Genomic DNA, 15,089 nt, shown 5'->3' on the forward strand with positions numbered 1-15,089 from the left:
TGAGGCGCGGGGCGTTGCATGAACAGCTACGACAACTACTACGTGTCGGTGCTGGCCTGGCCCGACCAAAGGGGGAGCGGGGCGTAAGTGACGTCCGGAATACTGGATAAACAGCGGCGCTCCTGTCTCTACCCAACACCGCAATGACTATTTGCGAGGTATGCCAGTTATGGTCGATTCTCAAGAAGTAAGTAAAATCGCCTGCGGCCGACCCTAAACATGCAGGTCGCGCCCTCTGGTCCCCGCGCGTGCGGGGTTGTTCCCTCGACCACTACAACGCGATCGCTACCAGTGCTCTGGTCCCCGCGCGTGCGGGGTTGTTCCCGGGAGCGGGGGCGGGGGCGGGGACGTCCTGGACTGGTCCCCGCGCGTGCGGGGTTGTTCCCGGCTCACCTCCGCTCGCGCGGAGAGGACACCGCTGGTCCCCGCGCGTGCGGGGTTGTTCCCCCCTCGTCAAGCAGGTTGAGTCCGGCTTCGTCCTGGTCCCCGCGTGTGCGGGGTTGTTCCCTCGTCGAGCATCGCCATGAGCGCGGCCATGCCCTGGTCCCCGCGCGTGCGGGGTTGTTTCCGGCCCGGATCCCAGCGGCCACCTTGTCGGCGGCTGGTCCCCGCGCGTGCGGGGTTGTTCCTGCGACCGATCTCCTGCGCGCCCTGACCGGCGACTTGGTCCCTGCGCGCGCAGGGTTCTCTCCATCCAGCGCTGCTCCTGCAAAGCAAAGGTCAGCCGCTACTCGATACTCGGCCACCAGTACCGAGTGCCGAGTCCTGTTGTGGACATCTCCGGCCCCCGTCGCTGACCAAGAAAGTCCAAAGCGATGCCCCGCCAGAACACCGACGACGCCCCCGTCGCCAGGTCCTGGTGGAGCACCACCGTCAGCAGTCCCAGCAAGCCATCCTCACGCGAGGACAACACCCCGTACCCGCAGGCCAACGCACGCGTCACCGGCCAACCTGCCCGGGACTCCGCAGCCTTCTGCTTCCTCAGTCCGCGCAGTACGCGTCCCCCGCCGGCCGAACCCCCGTGGTGAAGAAGTCCGTCACCGCGCGGTCCCCGCAGGCGTTTCCGTTGCCCAGGTACGAGCCGTGGCCGCCGTGGTCGACCGAGACCAGGCGGGCCCTGGCGCCGAAGGCCTCGCGCATCTTCAGGGCGCCGGTGTACGGGGTCGCCGGGTCGCGGAGGTTCTGGATCATCAGGACGTTCGAGGGGCCGTGGTCCGTGATCCTGGTGGGCGCGTCCGTCGGGGCGTCCTTCCAGAAGGCGCACGGGGTGATGTTCGCCGTCATCCCGGCCGTGAGCGGGTGTTGGGCGCGGTCCGTGGCCACCGTCTTCTGGTACGAAGCGACCGACCCCGGCCAGCTCACGTCGTTGCAGATCACCCCGATCATCACCGCCGCGTCCTCGTCCGACAGCGGCTGGGTGAGGTCGGGGGTCAGGTCCGGGGTGCGGGCCGGGTCCTGGGCCGCCTGGACGAGGCCGGCCAGTCGAGTAAAGGAACTGTCGTCGTAGAGCGCGTTCTGGAGCGCCTGGCGCAGCATATTGCCGGTCAGGCGGACGTCCGGCGTGCTCGACTGCTTCGGTTCACGGTCCAGGGTCCGGGCCAGGGAGAGGATCAACGGCCTTACCTCGGAGGCGTGTTGAGCCAGCCGGAGGTGATCCTCGTCCCTGGCCGGGTCGGCCGCCCAGGCCGCGAAATCGGGCATACGGTCCTCCGCGCCGACCGCCATGTTCGCCAGCCAGCCCCGCTCCACGCGCGAGGGGTCGGGGTCGCCGCTGCTGTCCAGCACCCAACGGTCCGTGTGCTCCGGGAACTTCTGGGCGTACACCGCCGCCACGTACGTCCCGTACGACACACCCCACGCCGACAGTTTCTGCTCGCCCAGCGCCTGGCGGAAGCGGTCGATGTCGCGGGCCTCGTTCACGGTGGTGAGGCTGCGGAGTACGGCGCCCCCGTTGCGGTCGCAGGCCTCGGCGGTACGCCGGGAGCGGGCGACGTTCTCCGTGATGTCGCCGTTCGGCGCGGGCCAGGAGCGGAGGGTGGTCAGCAGCCGGTCGCCCGCGTCGAGGCCGCAGCTCGCCTTCGTACTGCCGCCCACCCCGCGTGGGTCCAGGCTGACGATGTCGTACGCACCCGCCAACTGCCCCCGCAGCGCTGCCCCCTTCTGCGTCAGCCGCTGCACCCCGGACGAGCCTGGGCCGCCGGGGATCACCAGCAGGGTGCCCCGGCGCGCTGCCGGGTGGTCGCTGCGCAGGCGGGACACGGCGAGGTCGATCTGCGGGCCGTCCGGGTGGCGGTAGTCGAGGGGTACGGGCAATTGCGCGCACTCCTGGTCGGCGGGACCGCCGGGCTGGGCGCAGGGGTGCCAGGCGAGGGCGGGGACCGGGGCGGCGGTGCCTGCGCGGGCCACCGGGAGGGCGTCGGCGGCGCCGGTGGTCGCGGTGGCTGTCGTGGTCAGGGTGGTGGTGACGGCTACGGCGGAGAGCGCCAGGACGAGTCCCTTGCGGGTGTAAGTAGGCATGGGACAAGGGTGGTTGGAGAGAGAGCCGGTACCCATCCGACTGACTGGACGATCGACGTTCGGGTTAACCCCCTTACTTACGCGATGAGTTCACGCGTACGGCAGCCGACGCGGGCCGCACGACACCTGCGCTCCCCTCACACCCCTGCCCCCTCCCCGAAGCACTCCTGGGCGCGGCTCGTCACCAGGTCCATGAAGGCGGTGACGACCGGCGTGCGGCTGCGGGACGTCACCCGGGTCAGGCCCACCGTGCGGCTCGCGCCCGGATCGTCGAGCGGGAGGTCGACCAGACCGGGCACCGGTACCGGGGACGGGGGGAGGACCGCGACGCCGAGGCCCGCCGCGACGAAGCCCCGGATCGTCGCGATCTCGGCCCCCTCGAACGCGACCCGGGGCGGGAACCCGGCCGCCGCGCACAGGCCGTTGACCAGGCGGCGCAGACCGTATCCCGATGTCGCCATCACGAAGTCCTCGTGCTCCGCCTCCGCCAGCCGGACCCGTGCGCGACCCGCGAGGCGGTGGTCCGCCGGGACGACCAACCGCAGGGGTTCGCGGGCGACGGGCAGGGTGGTGATGCCGGGTTCGTCGGGCAGCGGTGAGGTCAGGCAGAAGTCGACCTCACCGCTGCGCAGCCGGTCCAGGAGGCCCTGGGCGTTGTCCTGGACGAGCTGGAAGCGGACCTGGGGGTGGCGGGTACGGAACCAGCTGACCAGCAGGGGCACCGGCGCGGAGCCCAGCGCGGGGAGGAAACCGAGGGCGACCGTGCCCGGCATGTCGGTGGCCAGGCGCAGTTCCTCGCAGCCCGTGGCGATCTCCTCCAGGCCCCGCTGCACCCGGGTGAGGAAGGCCCGGCCCTGACGGGTCAGCCGCAGCCCACGGCCCTCCCGGTCGAAGAGGGGCGTCCCGACCGCCGCTTCCAGCCGGGCGACGCTGCGGCTGACGGTCGACTGCGGGGTGCCCAGTTCGGCCGCCGCCGCCGAGAGATGCTCCAGCCGGGCCACCGTGGCGAAGCGCACCAGGTCGGGACTCATCCCCAGCAGCGGCTCCAGGGACGGGGACGCGGGACGCCGGTCGTCCACACGCGAATCAGCCACGCGTGGGTCAGCCACGCGTGAGTCAGCTACACGCGAGCCGTCCACAAGCGAGGCATCCATGTGCGAATCGTCCACGCGTGAGCCGTCCACGCGTGAGCCGTCCACGCGTGAGCCGTCCACGCGTGAGCCGTCCACGCGTGAGCCGTCCACGCGTGAGCCGTCCACGTGCGAGTCGCCCGCACGCAAGTGGTCCGGGTTCGGTCGTTCCATATATGGAATGTATCCGGTCGATCCATGCATTGGACGCATCATCAACGCCCGGCCTACCGTCGGCAGGTGACTGACTCGGCCATATCGCCTGCCGCACACATGCGGGGGACACCCGGATTCCGCCGGGCCACCGGAGCGCTCTTCGCCGCCGGCATGACCACCTTCATGACGCTGTACTGCGTCCAGGCGCTGCTGCCCGCCCTGTCCTCCGGCTTCCATCTGTCCCCCGCCGCCTCGTCACTGACGATCTCGGTCTCCACGGCCGCCATGGCCGTCGCCGTGGTGCCGCTCACCGCGCTCTCCGACGCCTGGAGCAGGACGGGGATGATGAGTCTGGCGCTCGGCGCCGCCGCACTGCTGGGGATCGCGGCGGCGTTCGCGCCCAACTACCCGGTACTGCTGGTGTTCCGGGTCCTCCAGGGGCTCGCGCTCGCCGGGCTCCAGGCCACGGCGATGTCGTACCTCGCCGAGGAGGTCCACCGCGAGTCGCTGGGCCAGGCCATGGGGCTCTACGTGGCGGGCAACGGCATCGGCGGCATGGCGGGCAGGCTCGTCGCCGACGGTGTCCTCGACCTGACCGGCAGCTGGCGGTGGGCGATCGGGGCGGTCGGGGTGGTGGCCGCGGTGTGCGCCGTCGTCTTCCACCTGTCGATACCGGCCTCCGTGCGCTTCGTCCGCCGGGAGGCCCGGCCGCGCGCCCTGGCCTCCGCCATCGGCCGGGCCCTGCCGGACACCGCACTGCTCAGGCTCTACCTGATCGGCTTCGTGGCGATGGCGGGCTTCGTCACCGTCTACAACTATCTGGGCTTCCGGCTGATCGCGGAGCCGTTCGACCTGTCCCAGACGACGGCCGGGCTGCTCTTCGTCGCGTACGTCGCCGGATCGTTCTCCTCCGCCGCGGCCGGCCGCCTGGTGGACCGGTACGGGCGCCCGCGGGTGCTGGTGCCCGCGCTGCTCGTCGCCCTGGCGGGGCTGGCGGTGATGCTCGTACCGAGCCTCGGCGCCGTCATCCCCGGACTGGTGATCTTCACGGTGGGCTTCTTCGCGGCCCACGCGGTGGCCAGCGGCTGGGTGGGCGGCCGGTCCACCGTGCTGGGGGTGCAGGGGGCCGCCGTGTACCTGTTCTTCTACTACATCGGCAGCGCCGTCGGCGGCTCGGTCGGCGGGATCGCCTACTCCTCGGGGGCGTGGGGCGGGCTCACCCTGTACTGCGCCTGCCTGCTGGCGATCGCGCTGATCAGCGCGGTGACGCTGAGCCGGGTACGCGCCGCGTCCCGCCCGTCGCCCGTGACTGCACCCGCGGATGCGGATGCGGGTACAACCGCGGCCACGGCCACGGGCACGGACGGTACGGCGGGCGGCGCGGCCCCCGCGGTCACTCCACCCGGCGACGCGCCCGGCGCCGTTCGGTGAAGCGCCGCCGGTAGCCGCCGGTGAGCAGCAGGAACGAGGCGGCGACGATGGTCACCGCCTGCGCGATCACGGCCAGCCACTTGTCGTGGAACCAGACCGGCTCGTACATGTTCGGGATGGGCCCGAGCTTGCCGACGTTCACATAGCGGTAGACGAGCAGCAGCGCGAGCCCCCCGGCGGCCACCAGCCAGGCGAAGGCATCGGAGATCCAGCGGTGCCAGACCAGGACGAGCAGGGCCGCCAGCGCGGCCAGCCCGGCCTCGATGCGGAAGAGGTCGCCCTGGCTGATGCTCGCCGAGATGGGGTCGTAGCGGTCGGCGAGCTTGGCATGCACATAGGCGTCCACGGCGAGCCCGGCGGCAGCCAGCAGCCGGGCCAGAGCCCGCAGGAAGCGGTGTACGGGGCGGACGGGGTCCGCCGCTGGGGAGGGGGTCGTTACGTAGGGATCGGAGGGCATAGCTGTCCATTCCCGGCACGGGTGAGCACGGCACGACGGAACACGGCACGAGGGAGCGCGGCACGAAGGAACACGGCCCCGCTGATCAGCGGACCGTGAGGGAACCCTTCATGTACTGGTGGATGGTGCACATGTACGGGTAACTGCCCGCTTTCGACGGCGCGGTGAAGGTGACCGTCTTCCCGGCCGCGATGGTGCCGGTGTCGAAGACCTTCTTGCCGGTCGCGGTCACGGTGTGCGGGGTCGAGTCCTTGTTGGTCACGGTGATCTTCGCGCCCGGCGCGACCGTCAGGGCGGCGGGGTGGAACGCGAAGTTCTGGATCGTGATCGTCGTCCCCGAGCCGCTCGCCGCCGAGGACGACGAGGACGGTCCGGTGGACGAGTTGCTGGAGGAATTCGAGCTGCTGCCGCTCGAACAGCTGGTGACGGCGGTCAGCATGCACAGCGTCACGACGGCGACAGCGGCGCGGGGCCTACGCGGTCTGCGCGTCCTGCGGGAACGGAAGAGCATCGGGTCTCCGGTGGTCTCGGGGCAGCCCGGCCCCGGCCGGGCGCGTGGGGCACACCCGGCCGGGGCGAGCGCGTCAGACGGTCAGCAGAGCGGTACTGGCAGCCTTGTTGGTGCTGATGAAGGTGTCGGGCACCGGGTACTGGCCCAGCACGTAGTGCAGGATCGCCGCGTGCATGGCCTCGACCGGGGCGATGGTCGCGGCTGTGTTGATCCCGCCCGAGCTCTTGACGTTGTACGTGGCGAACACGTACGTCTCGGTGGCCGTGTCCTCCAGCGTGAGGGCCAGTTGCGCCACCTGCGTGACGTTCTTGACCTGGCCCAGCGCCTTGGTGATCTCGGGCTGGTTGGACAGGGGCACCCCGGTGATCTTGGGCTTGCCCGCGGAGGAGAGCACCCCGTTCCACGCGTTGGCGTGGTCCTGGTGCTGGGCCATCGCGGTCGTGATGAACGTCGAGATCGCCGGCGGCACCGTGCCGAGCTTGCCCGCCTTGGCGGCCGAGAGAGCCGCCTTGTACGCGGCCACGGCCTGGTTCTCCAGGGCCACCGCCAGCGCGACGACCTTCAGGTCACCGGTGTACTTGCTCGCCCCGCCCGACGCGGACGACGAGGCCGAGGCGGACATCGACGGCGACATCCCCGCCGACGGCGAACCGGACGCGCTGCCACCCGTCGGCACCGAATTGGTCTTGCCCCCGCACGCGGCCAGCGCCAGCATGGCCGCCGACGCACCGGCGCCCGTCAGGAAGCGGCGGCGCGCCACATGCACGCGCTGCACCTGCACCTGCTCCTGCTCCTGCTGCTCGGGGCCCGGCTCCGCGCTCCTGAGATCGCGCATCTCGACGGCGAGGTCACGGGCGGAAGCGGCCATCGCGGGGAGCGTCTGCCGGTGGGCCTCGTCCATCCCCTGCGTGAGACGGGACAGCTCGCCCTCGCTGATCGGCAGCTCCCAGCCGCCCTTGCTGCTGCTCATTTGACGGCCCCTTCACTGACCGGCGAGGCGTTCTTCGTGGGGTAGAAGGCGTCGGGGAAGCCCACGCTGCCGATGGAGGCGGGGAGCTTCGCGACATCGGTGGGAATCGCGATGAGGCTGGTGTCGCCGTCGGCCAGCAGGGCCTGCACGGCCAGCAGCGTGGCCCGGTGCTGGGCCTCCACCGGGGCGACCGAGGCGAAGAGCTGACGCAGGTTCGTCTCGTTGACCTGCCCGACGTTCTTCGTGTAGGTCTGCGCGGCCACGTCCTCCAGCGAGATGGCCAGCTTCACCACGTCCGCCGACGTCTTGAGCGTGGGAAGCGTCTGCTTGACGACCGCGGCGTACTTCGGGTCCGTGCCCGTCTGCTCCTTGCCACCGGCCTTCGTCGCCGCCGCGTTGAACGCCTGGGCGTGCGCGGTGTGCTGCGCCGCGGTCTTGGTGATGAAGGCCAGCACCGCCTTGTTACCGGTCCTGATGAACGGCAGCCCGGCGGCCGTGTGGTAGACGCTCACCGCCAGGTTCTCCAGCGACGCGGCCGTCTGCAGCGCCATGATGTCGGTGCTGGAGGCGGCGGCTGCCCGTCCGGCGCCCAGCAGGCTCGCCGCACCCACGGCGCCCAGCAGAGTGCCACGGCGCTGCCACCAGTGGCGGGTCGTCGACTCGGAGGATTCGGCGAAGTCCGCCAGAGCGGCGTTCGTCACCCGGAGCGCGTCGCTGTTCAAATCCTGCGACTGCTCGGTCAGCTCCTTCAACAACCCGGTGTCGATGTGATCGGTACCCATCGCGTCCCATCTCCTTCCCCGCGCCGGACAGCACGGGTGTCGGATCGAGCCTTCAGCAGGGGGTGCGCCGGACGCCCGCGCTGTGGGCCCGAATGACACAAGCCGTACCCGAACGAATGAGCGTCGGTTACTCCGCGCCTGTGCCCTCGGGCCCGTTCAGTACGTCCGGCCCGTTCGGCGCGTCCGGCGCGGTTCGAGCGGAAGGCCCGATCCGAAGGGAAGGCCCCGGCTCAGCCGGACAGGCTGCGGTCGGCGAGGAAACGCAGGTACTCGTCGATGTCCAGCGGATTGCCGTCGGAGCGCGGACGCGTCTCGGCCACGCCACGCACCGGCCGGTCGGTGCCCGGACGGGACCACATCACGCCTTCGCCCTGCGTCAGTCCGGGCAGCGACCGGGTGAACTTCTGCCGCAGCCGCGCCGGGATCTCCGCCGTGACCAGCCACGGCGTCCCGTCACCGGTCCCGGCAGCCGCCGCCTCCGTGAAGCCGGTGATCTCCGCCCCGAGCGAGACGAGCCGCGCGACCACGGCGTTGAGCGCGTCCTCCGGGACCTCGGCCTCCAGCGTCTGGAACGGCTCGAAGACCCGGGTGCCCGCGCTCTTGAGCGCCCGCATCAGGACCAGCGGGGTGAGGCCGCGGAAGTGCGCGGCGACCGTGAGCGGGGAGTTGTAGCCGGTACGGGTCACGGTGACCACGCAGTCGGTCACCTCCCAGCCGTACAGGCCCTGTTGCAGGGTGCGCCGGACGGATTCCTCGATGGCGCGGTGGTAGGCGCGGGGCAGCGCGCCCCACTCGACGTCCCGGGTGAAGGTGATCCCCGTACCGGGTGGGGCGGGCTCGACCCGCAGGCCCACCGTCGCCCAGAAGCCGGTGGGACCGCCCCGGTCGTACCCCAGGAGCGCCTCCCCCGTACCGACGGGACGCTCGACGTACACCGGGCGGATCGGCTCGAACTCCACCTGGACCCCGTGGTCGCGCTCCAGCCGGGCCGCGATGACCTCCTGCTGGACCGCGCCGTAGAGCAGCACCGAGGTCGCGCCGCCGGCCGTCGTGCGGGTCCGGATCAGCGGGTCCTCGTCCGCGAGTTCGAGGAGCGCCGCGTGCAGCCGCGCCTGCTGCCCGGGGTGGCACGGGCGGACCACCGTCTCCAGGCTCGGCGGGGCGAAGTGGAACGGCTCCGACGTTCCGTCGGATGCGCCCAGCCGGTCCCCGACCCGGATGCCGGACAGACCGCGGATCCTGCCGATGCTGCCCGCGGTCAGCCGCCGGTCCGCGGGGCGCACCGGCCCGTCCCCGGGAACGCCGACGACCTCCAGGCCGGTGATCCGGCCGGTGAACTCGGTTGTCCCGCCGCCCGGTTCACGCTGCCGGTAGCTGACGCGCCGCCGCTCCCGTACCTCGCCGGAGAACAGCCGCAGATACGCGACCTTCTCCCCGGCAGGGGTCCGCTCGACCGCGAAGACCGTGCCGCGCGGGTCCGAAGCGCCCTCGTCCGGGCGCGGCACGGGCAGCAGCGTCCTGATGCCGTCGGTGAGGGCGGCGACGCCCTGGCCGGTCAGCGCCGACCCGAAGAAGACCGGGTGCACCAGGCCCGCGGCGCACTGTCCGGCCAGCAGGGCGTGGACCTCGTACGCGGACGGCAGCTCACCCGCCACCAGCCGGGCCAGCAGCGCGTCGTCGTTCTCGGCGAGCGTCCCGGCCGTCGCGGCGCGGAACTCCGGCTCCTCCAGCGACCGTACGGTGCTGCGCCCGTCCGGGGTCCCCAGGTCGCGCACCGTGCTCATCGGGACGATGTGCGGCGCGAGCCGGCGCCGGATGTCGTCCAGCAGGCTGTCGTGGCGCGCGCCGTTGCGGTCGATCTTGTTGACGAAGATCAGCGTCGGCAGCCGCAGCCTCTGCAGCGACCTCAGCAGGACCCGGGTCTGGGCCTGTACGCCTTCCACGGCGGACAGCACCAGAACGGCGCCGTCGAGTACCGACAGCGCGCGCTCCACCTCGGCGATGAAGTCCGGGTGGCCGGGGGTGTCGACGAGGTTGATCTGCAGATCTCCGACGGTGAAGGGCGCCACCGCGGAACGGATCGTGATGCCCCGTTCGCGTTCGATGTCGCCGGTGTCCGTCTGCGTACTGCCCGCGTCGACGCTGCCCAGCTCGGAGATGGCTCCGTTGTCGAGCAACAGTCGCTCGGTGAGGCTGGTCTTACCGGCGTCGATGTGGGCGAGCACGCCCATGTTCAGTGTTGCCTCGGGCACAGAAGTCCTCGGTGGTGGGAGAAGAGAGACACGACCTGGTGGCTTCGTTGCACTGGCGCATTCCGTGTCTCCCGTTCACCTGTTGTCCGAGGACTCTGCTGTCCGAAGACCCTGCTGTCCGAGGACCCCGTTGTCCGAAGACCCGTTGTCCGAGGGGCCCGTTGTCCGAGGATCCGTACTCCTGCGGGACCTGAGCCCCACCGGCCCGGCGACGTTACAGGGCACGCCCCGGCCCGGCGACCGCTTTTCCCGCCCGCGCCGGGTACCGAGGTGCCTCGAACGCGGCGCTAGCGTGGCGGGATGGCCACCTCCGACGCGGCGGATCGCCCGCCGTCCGCCGACGACACGGGGTTCCCCACCCACCGGGCACCCCGCTGCTCCGATCTCGGCGAACTGGACGCGCAGTTGATCCGGTGCCGGGCGTGTCCCCGGCTGGTGGCCTGGCGGGAGCAGGTGGCGGTGGAGAAGCGGGCCGCCTACGCGGACCAGGCGTACTGGGGGCGGCCGGTCCCCGGCTTCGGCCCCCGGGACGCGGCACTGGCCGTCGTCGGACTGGCGCCCGCCGCGCACGGCGGCAACCGGACCGGACGGATGTTCACCGGGGACCCCGCAGGTGACTTCCTCGTCAAGGCGCTGCACACCGTCGGCCTCGCCTCGCAGCCGACCTCCACCGCCGTCGGCGACGGGCTCACCCTGCGCGGTGTCCGGCTGGCCTCCCCGGTGCACTGCGCGCCGCCGGGGAACAGGCCCACCCCGGCGGAACGCGACACCTGCCGCCCGTGGCTGGCTGCCGAACTGGGGCTGCTGGGTCCGGGGCTGCGCGCGGTGGTCGTCCTGGGCGGCTTCGGCTGGCAGGCACTGCTGCCCGTACTCGCCGACGCGGGCCGTCAACTGCCCGTGCCCCGGCCGAAGTTCGGCCACGGCAGCCGGGTGGTGCTCCCCGGTACGGGGGACCGCGCGGAGCTGAGCCTCTTCGGCTGCTACCACCCCAGCCGGCGCAATGTGCACACCGGACGGCTGACGATGCCGATGCTGGAAGAGGTGTTCCGTACGGCTGCGGCTGCCGCGGGTCTGTGACGGGGGGCCCGGTGAACGTGGGCCCGGTGGGCGGGGATCCGGTGGACGCAGGCCCGGTGGACGGGCCCCGGCGGCCGTGACCCGACCGCGGCTGGGGCCGCCCGCACCGGCGGTGGCACACTGGCGCGGTCCGCCGAAGGAGCAGCCCCATGACGACGACGTTGCACACCCTGCGCCGCGCGGTGCGACGGCCGCATCCCCGCCCGGTCGATCTCAGCCACCCCGCCCGTTCCCCGCTCGGCAGCGCCGTCGTCAACTGCGTGGTCTACCGGGACGGCGTACGGCAGCCCGGTGACGGCCCCGCCGGTGAAGCGGTGCGCCAGGTCCGCGAGGCGGGCAGCGGCTTCGTCTGGATCGGGCTGCACGAACCGCTCCCGTCGGAGCTGGCCGAACTCGGCCATCTCCTCGGGCTGCATCCGCTCACCGTGGAAGACGCGCTGCGCCCGCACCCACGGCCGAAGCTCGACGTGTACGGCTCCACGCTCACCGCCGTGTTCAAGACCGTCTGCTACGTCGAGCACCAGGAGCTGACCACCACCAGCGAGATCGTCGACACCGGTGAGCTGGTCGTCTTCACCGGCACCGACTTCGTCCTCACCGTCAGGCGCGGCGGCTGCGGTTCGCTCGGCCCGCTGCGCGAGCACCTGGAGGCGTCCCCCGAGCAGCTGGCCAAGGGCCCGGCGGCCGTCCTGCACGCGATGGCCGACCATGTCGTCGAGGAGTACGCCCACGTCGCCGACGCCGTGCGGGACGACATCGACGCCGTCGAGTCCACGGTCTTCTCGCAGCAGGCGGCGCGCGGCGACGCGGGCCGGATCTACCAGCTCAAGCGGGAGCTCCTGGAGTTCCGGCGGGCCGTCGCACCGCTGGACCGGCCGCTCCAGCAGCTGATCGCCCGCCCCGAGGGGCTGATCAGCCAGGACATCCGGACGTACTTCCGCGATGTGGCGGGCCGGCTCGCCAGGATCACCGAGCAGATCACCGCCTACGACGGGCTGCTCGACTCGATATTCCAGGCACACCTGGCGCAGGTGGGCGTCGCCCAGAACGAGGACATGCGGAAGATCTCTGCGTGGGCCTCGATAGCCGCCGTACCGACCATGGTGTGCGGGTTCTACGGCATGAACTTCGAGGACATGCCGGGACTGCACTGGCGGTACGGCTATCCGCTGGCCCTCGTCGGGATGGTGGCCGTCTGCCTGCTCATGCGGCGCGGCTTCCGGCGCAACGGCTGGCTGTAGGCCCGGTCCGGTGCCGGGCCCGAAGCGCCGTACCCCGATCCGGTGCCGGGCCCGAAGCGCCGTACCCCGATCCGGCGGCTACCCGGCGCTGCCCGCGTGGTGGATCTCGTGGCTCCACGCCTGGTACAGCGGGTTCCCCGGCCCCGGCGGACGCAGTTCGCCGAACCGGGTCCAGCCCCAGTTCCGCAGCACCCCGCGGACCGGATCGTTCGCCGATTCCACCAGGGCCGTCATCAGCGCGGACCGCGAGCGGACCAGTAGCTGGTCGACGAGCCGGGTGGCGACCCGCTGCCGCCGGTACGGCGGCAGCACCATCAGCTCGGCGAGGACGAAGACCTGCCCGGAGGCGGTCAGTTCCTCCACGTCCACCGGGAGCCCGCCCAGGAATCCGTTCCAGATGGCGCCCTCGCGCTCCAGGACGTAGCCGTACGCACACCCCGCGAGGGACGGCCCGTCGGCCACCATCATGTCGAAGCCGGGGCGCTGCATGTCCTCGGCGAACCGCTCCAGGAACTGCTGCCGGTCGTGGAACTCCTCGCCGGGCGCCTGCCGGTACGCCTCGACGTAGGTGTCGGCGACGGCCTCCCGCTGCTGCTCGGCCTGCCACCTGGTCAGGCGTCGCATGTAGACCTGCGTCATGTGATCCTCCCCACTCCTGCGGTCATGGTCTCAGCGCGCGGCGACCAAGGAAACGGATCGTGCAGGATCCGGCCTCGCCGGACGGGCCGACGGCCAGCTCCGACAGGGCGCCGTCGGGCCCGGCCGGACGGAAATGGCCGAATGGCGCCGCCCGGAGTGCGGGCGCCCGGCCCTTGGCTTCCCCTGGAGAGGTGACGGACGACGCCCGGGTCTCACTCGACGGGCCGCGGACCGGGGCGACGCCGACGGGACGGGCTCCGCTGCGGCCCCGGCGACGCCTGCGCTCGTTCTTCGCCGTCCTGCTGATCGTGCTCGCTGCGGTCCTCGCCCCGGTGTCCACCGCCGCCGTCTGGGCCCGCGACGTGGTGGGCGACCGGGACCACTACGTGGCGACGATGCGGCCCCTGGCCGCCGACCCCGCCGTCCGGGCGGCCGTCACCGACCGGGTCGCCGATGCCGTCATGGAGTACGTCAGCGTCAAGGCGCTGCTCGGTACGGTCGACCCGGACGACCGGTCGGCGCTGGATCCGGCCATCGGCGCGCTGGACGGGCCGGTCGCCGCCGGGCTCAGGAACCTGGTGCACAGCGCGGTGGGGAGCTTCGTGTCCGGACCCGCCTTCGCGACGATCTGGACCCAGCTCAACCGGGAGGCGCACGTCGCCGCCGAGAAGGCCCTGACCAGTGACCGGGGCACCGCGGTGACCGTGGATCTGGCGCCGGTCGCCGAAGCGGCCAAGCGGCAGCTGCTCGACGACGGGCTGTCCGTCGCGTCGAAGATCCCCACGGTGCACGCCCGGCTCACGCTCGTGGACTCCGAGGCCGTCGGCCGGGCCCGCACCGGCTTCCGGCTGCTGCGGACCGTCGGGCCCTGGCTGCCGGTGGCGACCGTGCTGTCCGCCGCGGGCGGGGTGCTCCTCGCGGTCCGCAGACGGCGCGCCCTGATCACCCTCGCCCTGCTGATCGCGGGCGGCGCCCTGCTGCTCGGCCTGGGTCTCGTGGTCTTCCGCAGCCAGTACCTGGACCGCCTCACCTCCGGCATCCCGCACCCGGCCGCCGCGGCGGTCTTCAACGCGCTGACGGCCTTCCTGCGCATCGCGGTACGGATGATCGCCGTCACCGGCGCCGTGGTCGCCCTCACCGCCTGGCTGGGCGGCACCGGCCGGGTCGCCACCCGGGTGCGGTCCGGCTGGCGGGGCGGCATCGGCGCCCTGCGCGAGGCGATGGGGCTGCGTACCGGGCGGGCCGGGCTCCGGGTGCTGCGCGCCAGGAGCTGGCTGAACGGGACCGTGGTGGCCATCGCGCTCGCGGCCTACCTGGTGTGGGACCGCCCCACCCTCACGGTGGTGGCCGGTATCGCCCTGCTCACGCTGATCGCGCTGGCGGCCGTGGAACTGCTCGCCGACGACGGGGTCCCGGATGCGGGTACCGGCGCTACTTCGGAGCGTGCTCGCCCCGATAGAAGAGCAGCCAGATGAAACCGCCGGCCGTCAGTCCTCGTGCGTGTAGAAGACGTAGAACGTCGCGAGCAGCGCCCCCGCGCCGAACCCCGCGCCGATGAACGACGACAGCAGCACGCTGTGCCCGGTCATCGAGTAGAGGAAGCCCATCGCGCCGCCGACGAGCAGCCCGTACCCCGCCGCGCGGAGCTCCCGGGGGAGCGCGTGCTGGATGCGGCCGAAGCCGAAGCACAGCGCGGCGAGGACGACGCCCGAGACCACGCTGAGTACCAGCTGGGCGGTGCTGAGCCCGTGTCCGGAGCTCAGGATGAACGCCGAGTAGAGGCCGTAGACGACGCCGAGGACGACCGGCACCGCCACGGCCGCCGTCGAGAGGTGCCCGTGCCGGTGGGCCGGGACGCGCTTGTGAGCCGGCCTGCGCGCCGGGAACGCCGCTGGTGTGGCCATGGCAGTTTCCTTCCACTCGCCC

At 72.1% G+C, this 15,089-nt stretch carries 13 protein-coding genes and 1 CRISPR repeat array; of the genes, 4 read left to right on the plus strand and 9 right to left on the minus strand.

Features of this window, described 5'->3' with window-relative positions; translation table 11 throughout:
* Window positions 1-235: 235 nt before the first annotated feature.
* Window positions 236-627: direct repeats of the CRISPR family, unit length 26 nt; unit sequence CTGGTCCCCGCGCGTGCGGGGTTGTT.
* A gap of 354 nt (window positions 628-981) precedes the next feature.
* On the minus strand, window positions 982-2,517 hold the full coding sequence (locus tag OG709_RS17505) for an alpha/beta hydrolase (protein WP_329166852.1): 1,536 nt from the start codon (window positions 2,515-2,517) through the stop codon (window positions 982-984).
* A gap of 137 nt (window positions 2,518-2,654) precedes the next feature.
* A complete protein-coding gene (locus OG709_RS17510) occupies window positions 2,655-3,611 on the minus strand; it encodes a LysR family transcriptional regulator (RefSeq protein WP_250302484.1) in 957 nt (318 codons plus the stop codon).
* Between the two features lie 276 nt (window positions 3,612-3,887).
* Here OG709_RS17510 and OG709_RS17515 point away from each other — a divergent pair, with 276 nt between their 5' ends.
* On the plus strand, window positions 3,888-5,234 hold the full coding sequence (locus tag OG709_RS17515; protein WP_329166853.1) for an MFS transporter: 1,347 nt from the start codon (window positions 3,888-3,890) through the stop codon (window positions 5,232-5,234).
* Here the strand turns inward: OG709_RS17515 and OG709_RS17520 are convergent.
* The 5 genes from OG709_RS17520 to OG709_RS17540 all read right to left on the minus strand — a co-directional run bounded on the left by OG709_RS17520 (window position 5,197) and on the right by OG709_RS17540 (window position 10,185).
* Window positions 5,197-5,691: a hypothetical protein gene (locus OG709_RS17520; RefSeq protein ID WP_250302482.1), complete on the minus strand. Its 495-nt coding sequence runs from the start codon at window positions 5,689-5,691 to the stop codon at window positions 5,197-5,199. The two genes, OG709_RS17515 and OG709_RS17520, sit on opposite strands and share 38 nt — an antisense overlap.
* Window positions 5,692-5,776: 85 nt before the next feature.
* Window positions 5,777-6,202: a cupredoxin domain-containing protein gene (locus tag OG709_RS17525; protein WP_250302481.1), complete on the minus strand. Its 426-nt coding sequence runs from the start codon at window positions 6,200-6,202 to the stop codon at window positions 5,777-5,779.
* 73 nt (window positions 6,203-6,275) lie between these two features.
* Window positions 6,276-7,172 (minus strand): ferritin-like domain-containing protein, encoded by an 897-nt coding sequence (locus OG709_RS17530; protein WP_329166854.1) that lies wholly within the window; start codon window positions 7,170-7,172, stop codon window positions 6,276-6,278.
* Window positions 7,169-7,954, minus strand: a complete 786-nt coding sequence (locus OG709_RS17535) for a ferritin-like domain-containing protein (RefSeq protein WP_250302479.1) — start codon at window positions 7,952-7,954, stop codon at window positions 7,169-7,171. Before OG709_RS17535 ends, OG709_RS17530 begins: the two co-directional genes overlap by 4 nt.
* A gap of 230 nt (window positions 7,955-8,184) precedes the next feature.
* Entirely contained in the window at window positions 8,185-10,185 is a 2,001-nt protein-coding gene (locus OG709_RS17540; RefSeq protein ID WP_266644982.1) for an elongation factor G, read from the minus strand.
* A 321-nt stretch (window positions 10,186-10,506) separates the two neighbouring features.
* Between OG709_RS17540 and OG709_RS17545 the strand changes: the two genes are divergently transcribed.
* Together OG709_RS17545 and OG709_RS17550 are read left to right on the plus strand one after the other, a co-directional pair.
* The gene (locus tag OG709_RS17545) at window positions 10,507-11,283 is read left to right on the plus strand and encodes a uracil-DNA glycosylase (protein ID WP_329166855.1); all 777 of its coding nucleotides are present in this window, start codon (window positions 10,507-10,509) and stop codon (window positions 11,281-11,283) included.
* A 149-nt stretch (window positions 11,284-11,432) separates the two neighbouring features.
* The gene (locus OG709_RS17550; RefSeq protein ID WP_266642015.1) at window positions 11,433-12,524 is read left to right on the plus strand and encodes a magnesium and cobalt transport protein CorA; all 1,092 of its coding nucleotides are present in this window, start codon (window positions 11,433-11,435) and stop codon (window positions 12,522-12,524) included.
* 78 nt (window positions 12,525-12,602) lie between these two features.
* Here OG709_RS17550 and OG709_RS17555 read toward each other — a convergent pair whose 3' ends face one another.
* Window positions 12,603-13,163: a GNAT family N-acetyltransferase gene (locus OG709_RS17555; RefSeq protein ID WP_250302476.1), complete on the minus strand. Its 561-nt coding sequence runs from the start codon at window positions 13,161-13,163 to the stop codon at window positions 12,603-12,605.
* A gap of 191 nt (window positions 13,164-13,354) precedes the next feature.
* Here OG709_RS17555 and OG709_RS17560 point away from each other — a divergent pair, with 191 nt between their 5' ends.
* On the plus strand, window positions 13,355-14,638 hold the full coding sequence (locus OG709_RS17560; RefSeq protein WP_250302475.1) for a hypothetical protein: 1,284 nt from the start codon (window positions 13,355-13,357) through the stop codon (window positions 14,636-14,638).
* Window positions 14,639-14,650: 12 nt separating this feature from the next.
* Here OG709_RS17560 and OG709_RS17565 read toward each other — a convergent pair whose 3' ends face one another.
* Complete coding sequence (locus OG709_RS17565) at window positions 14,651-15,067, minus strand: hypothetical protein (protein WP_250302474.1); 417 nt, start codon at window positions 15,065-15,067, stop codon at window positions 14,651-14,653.
* Window positions 15,068-15,089: the final 22 nt, after the last annotated feature.

The organism is Streptomyces sp. NBC_01267, from assembly GCF_036241575.1.
Taxonomy (GTDB): Bacteria; Actinomycetota; Actinomycetes; order Streptomycetales; family Streptomycetaceae; genus Streptomyces.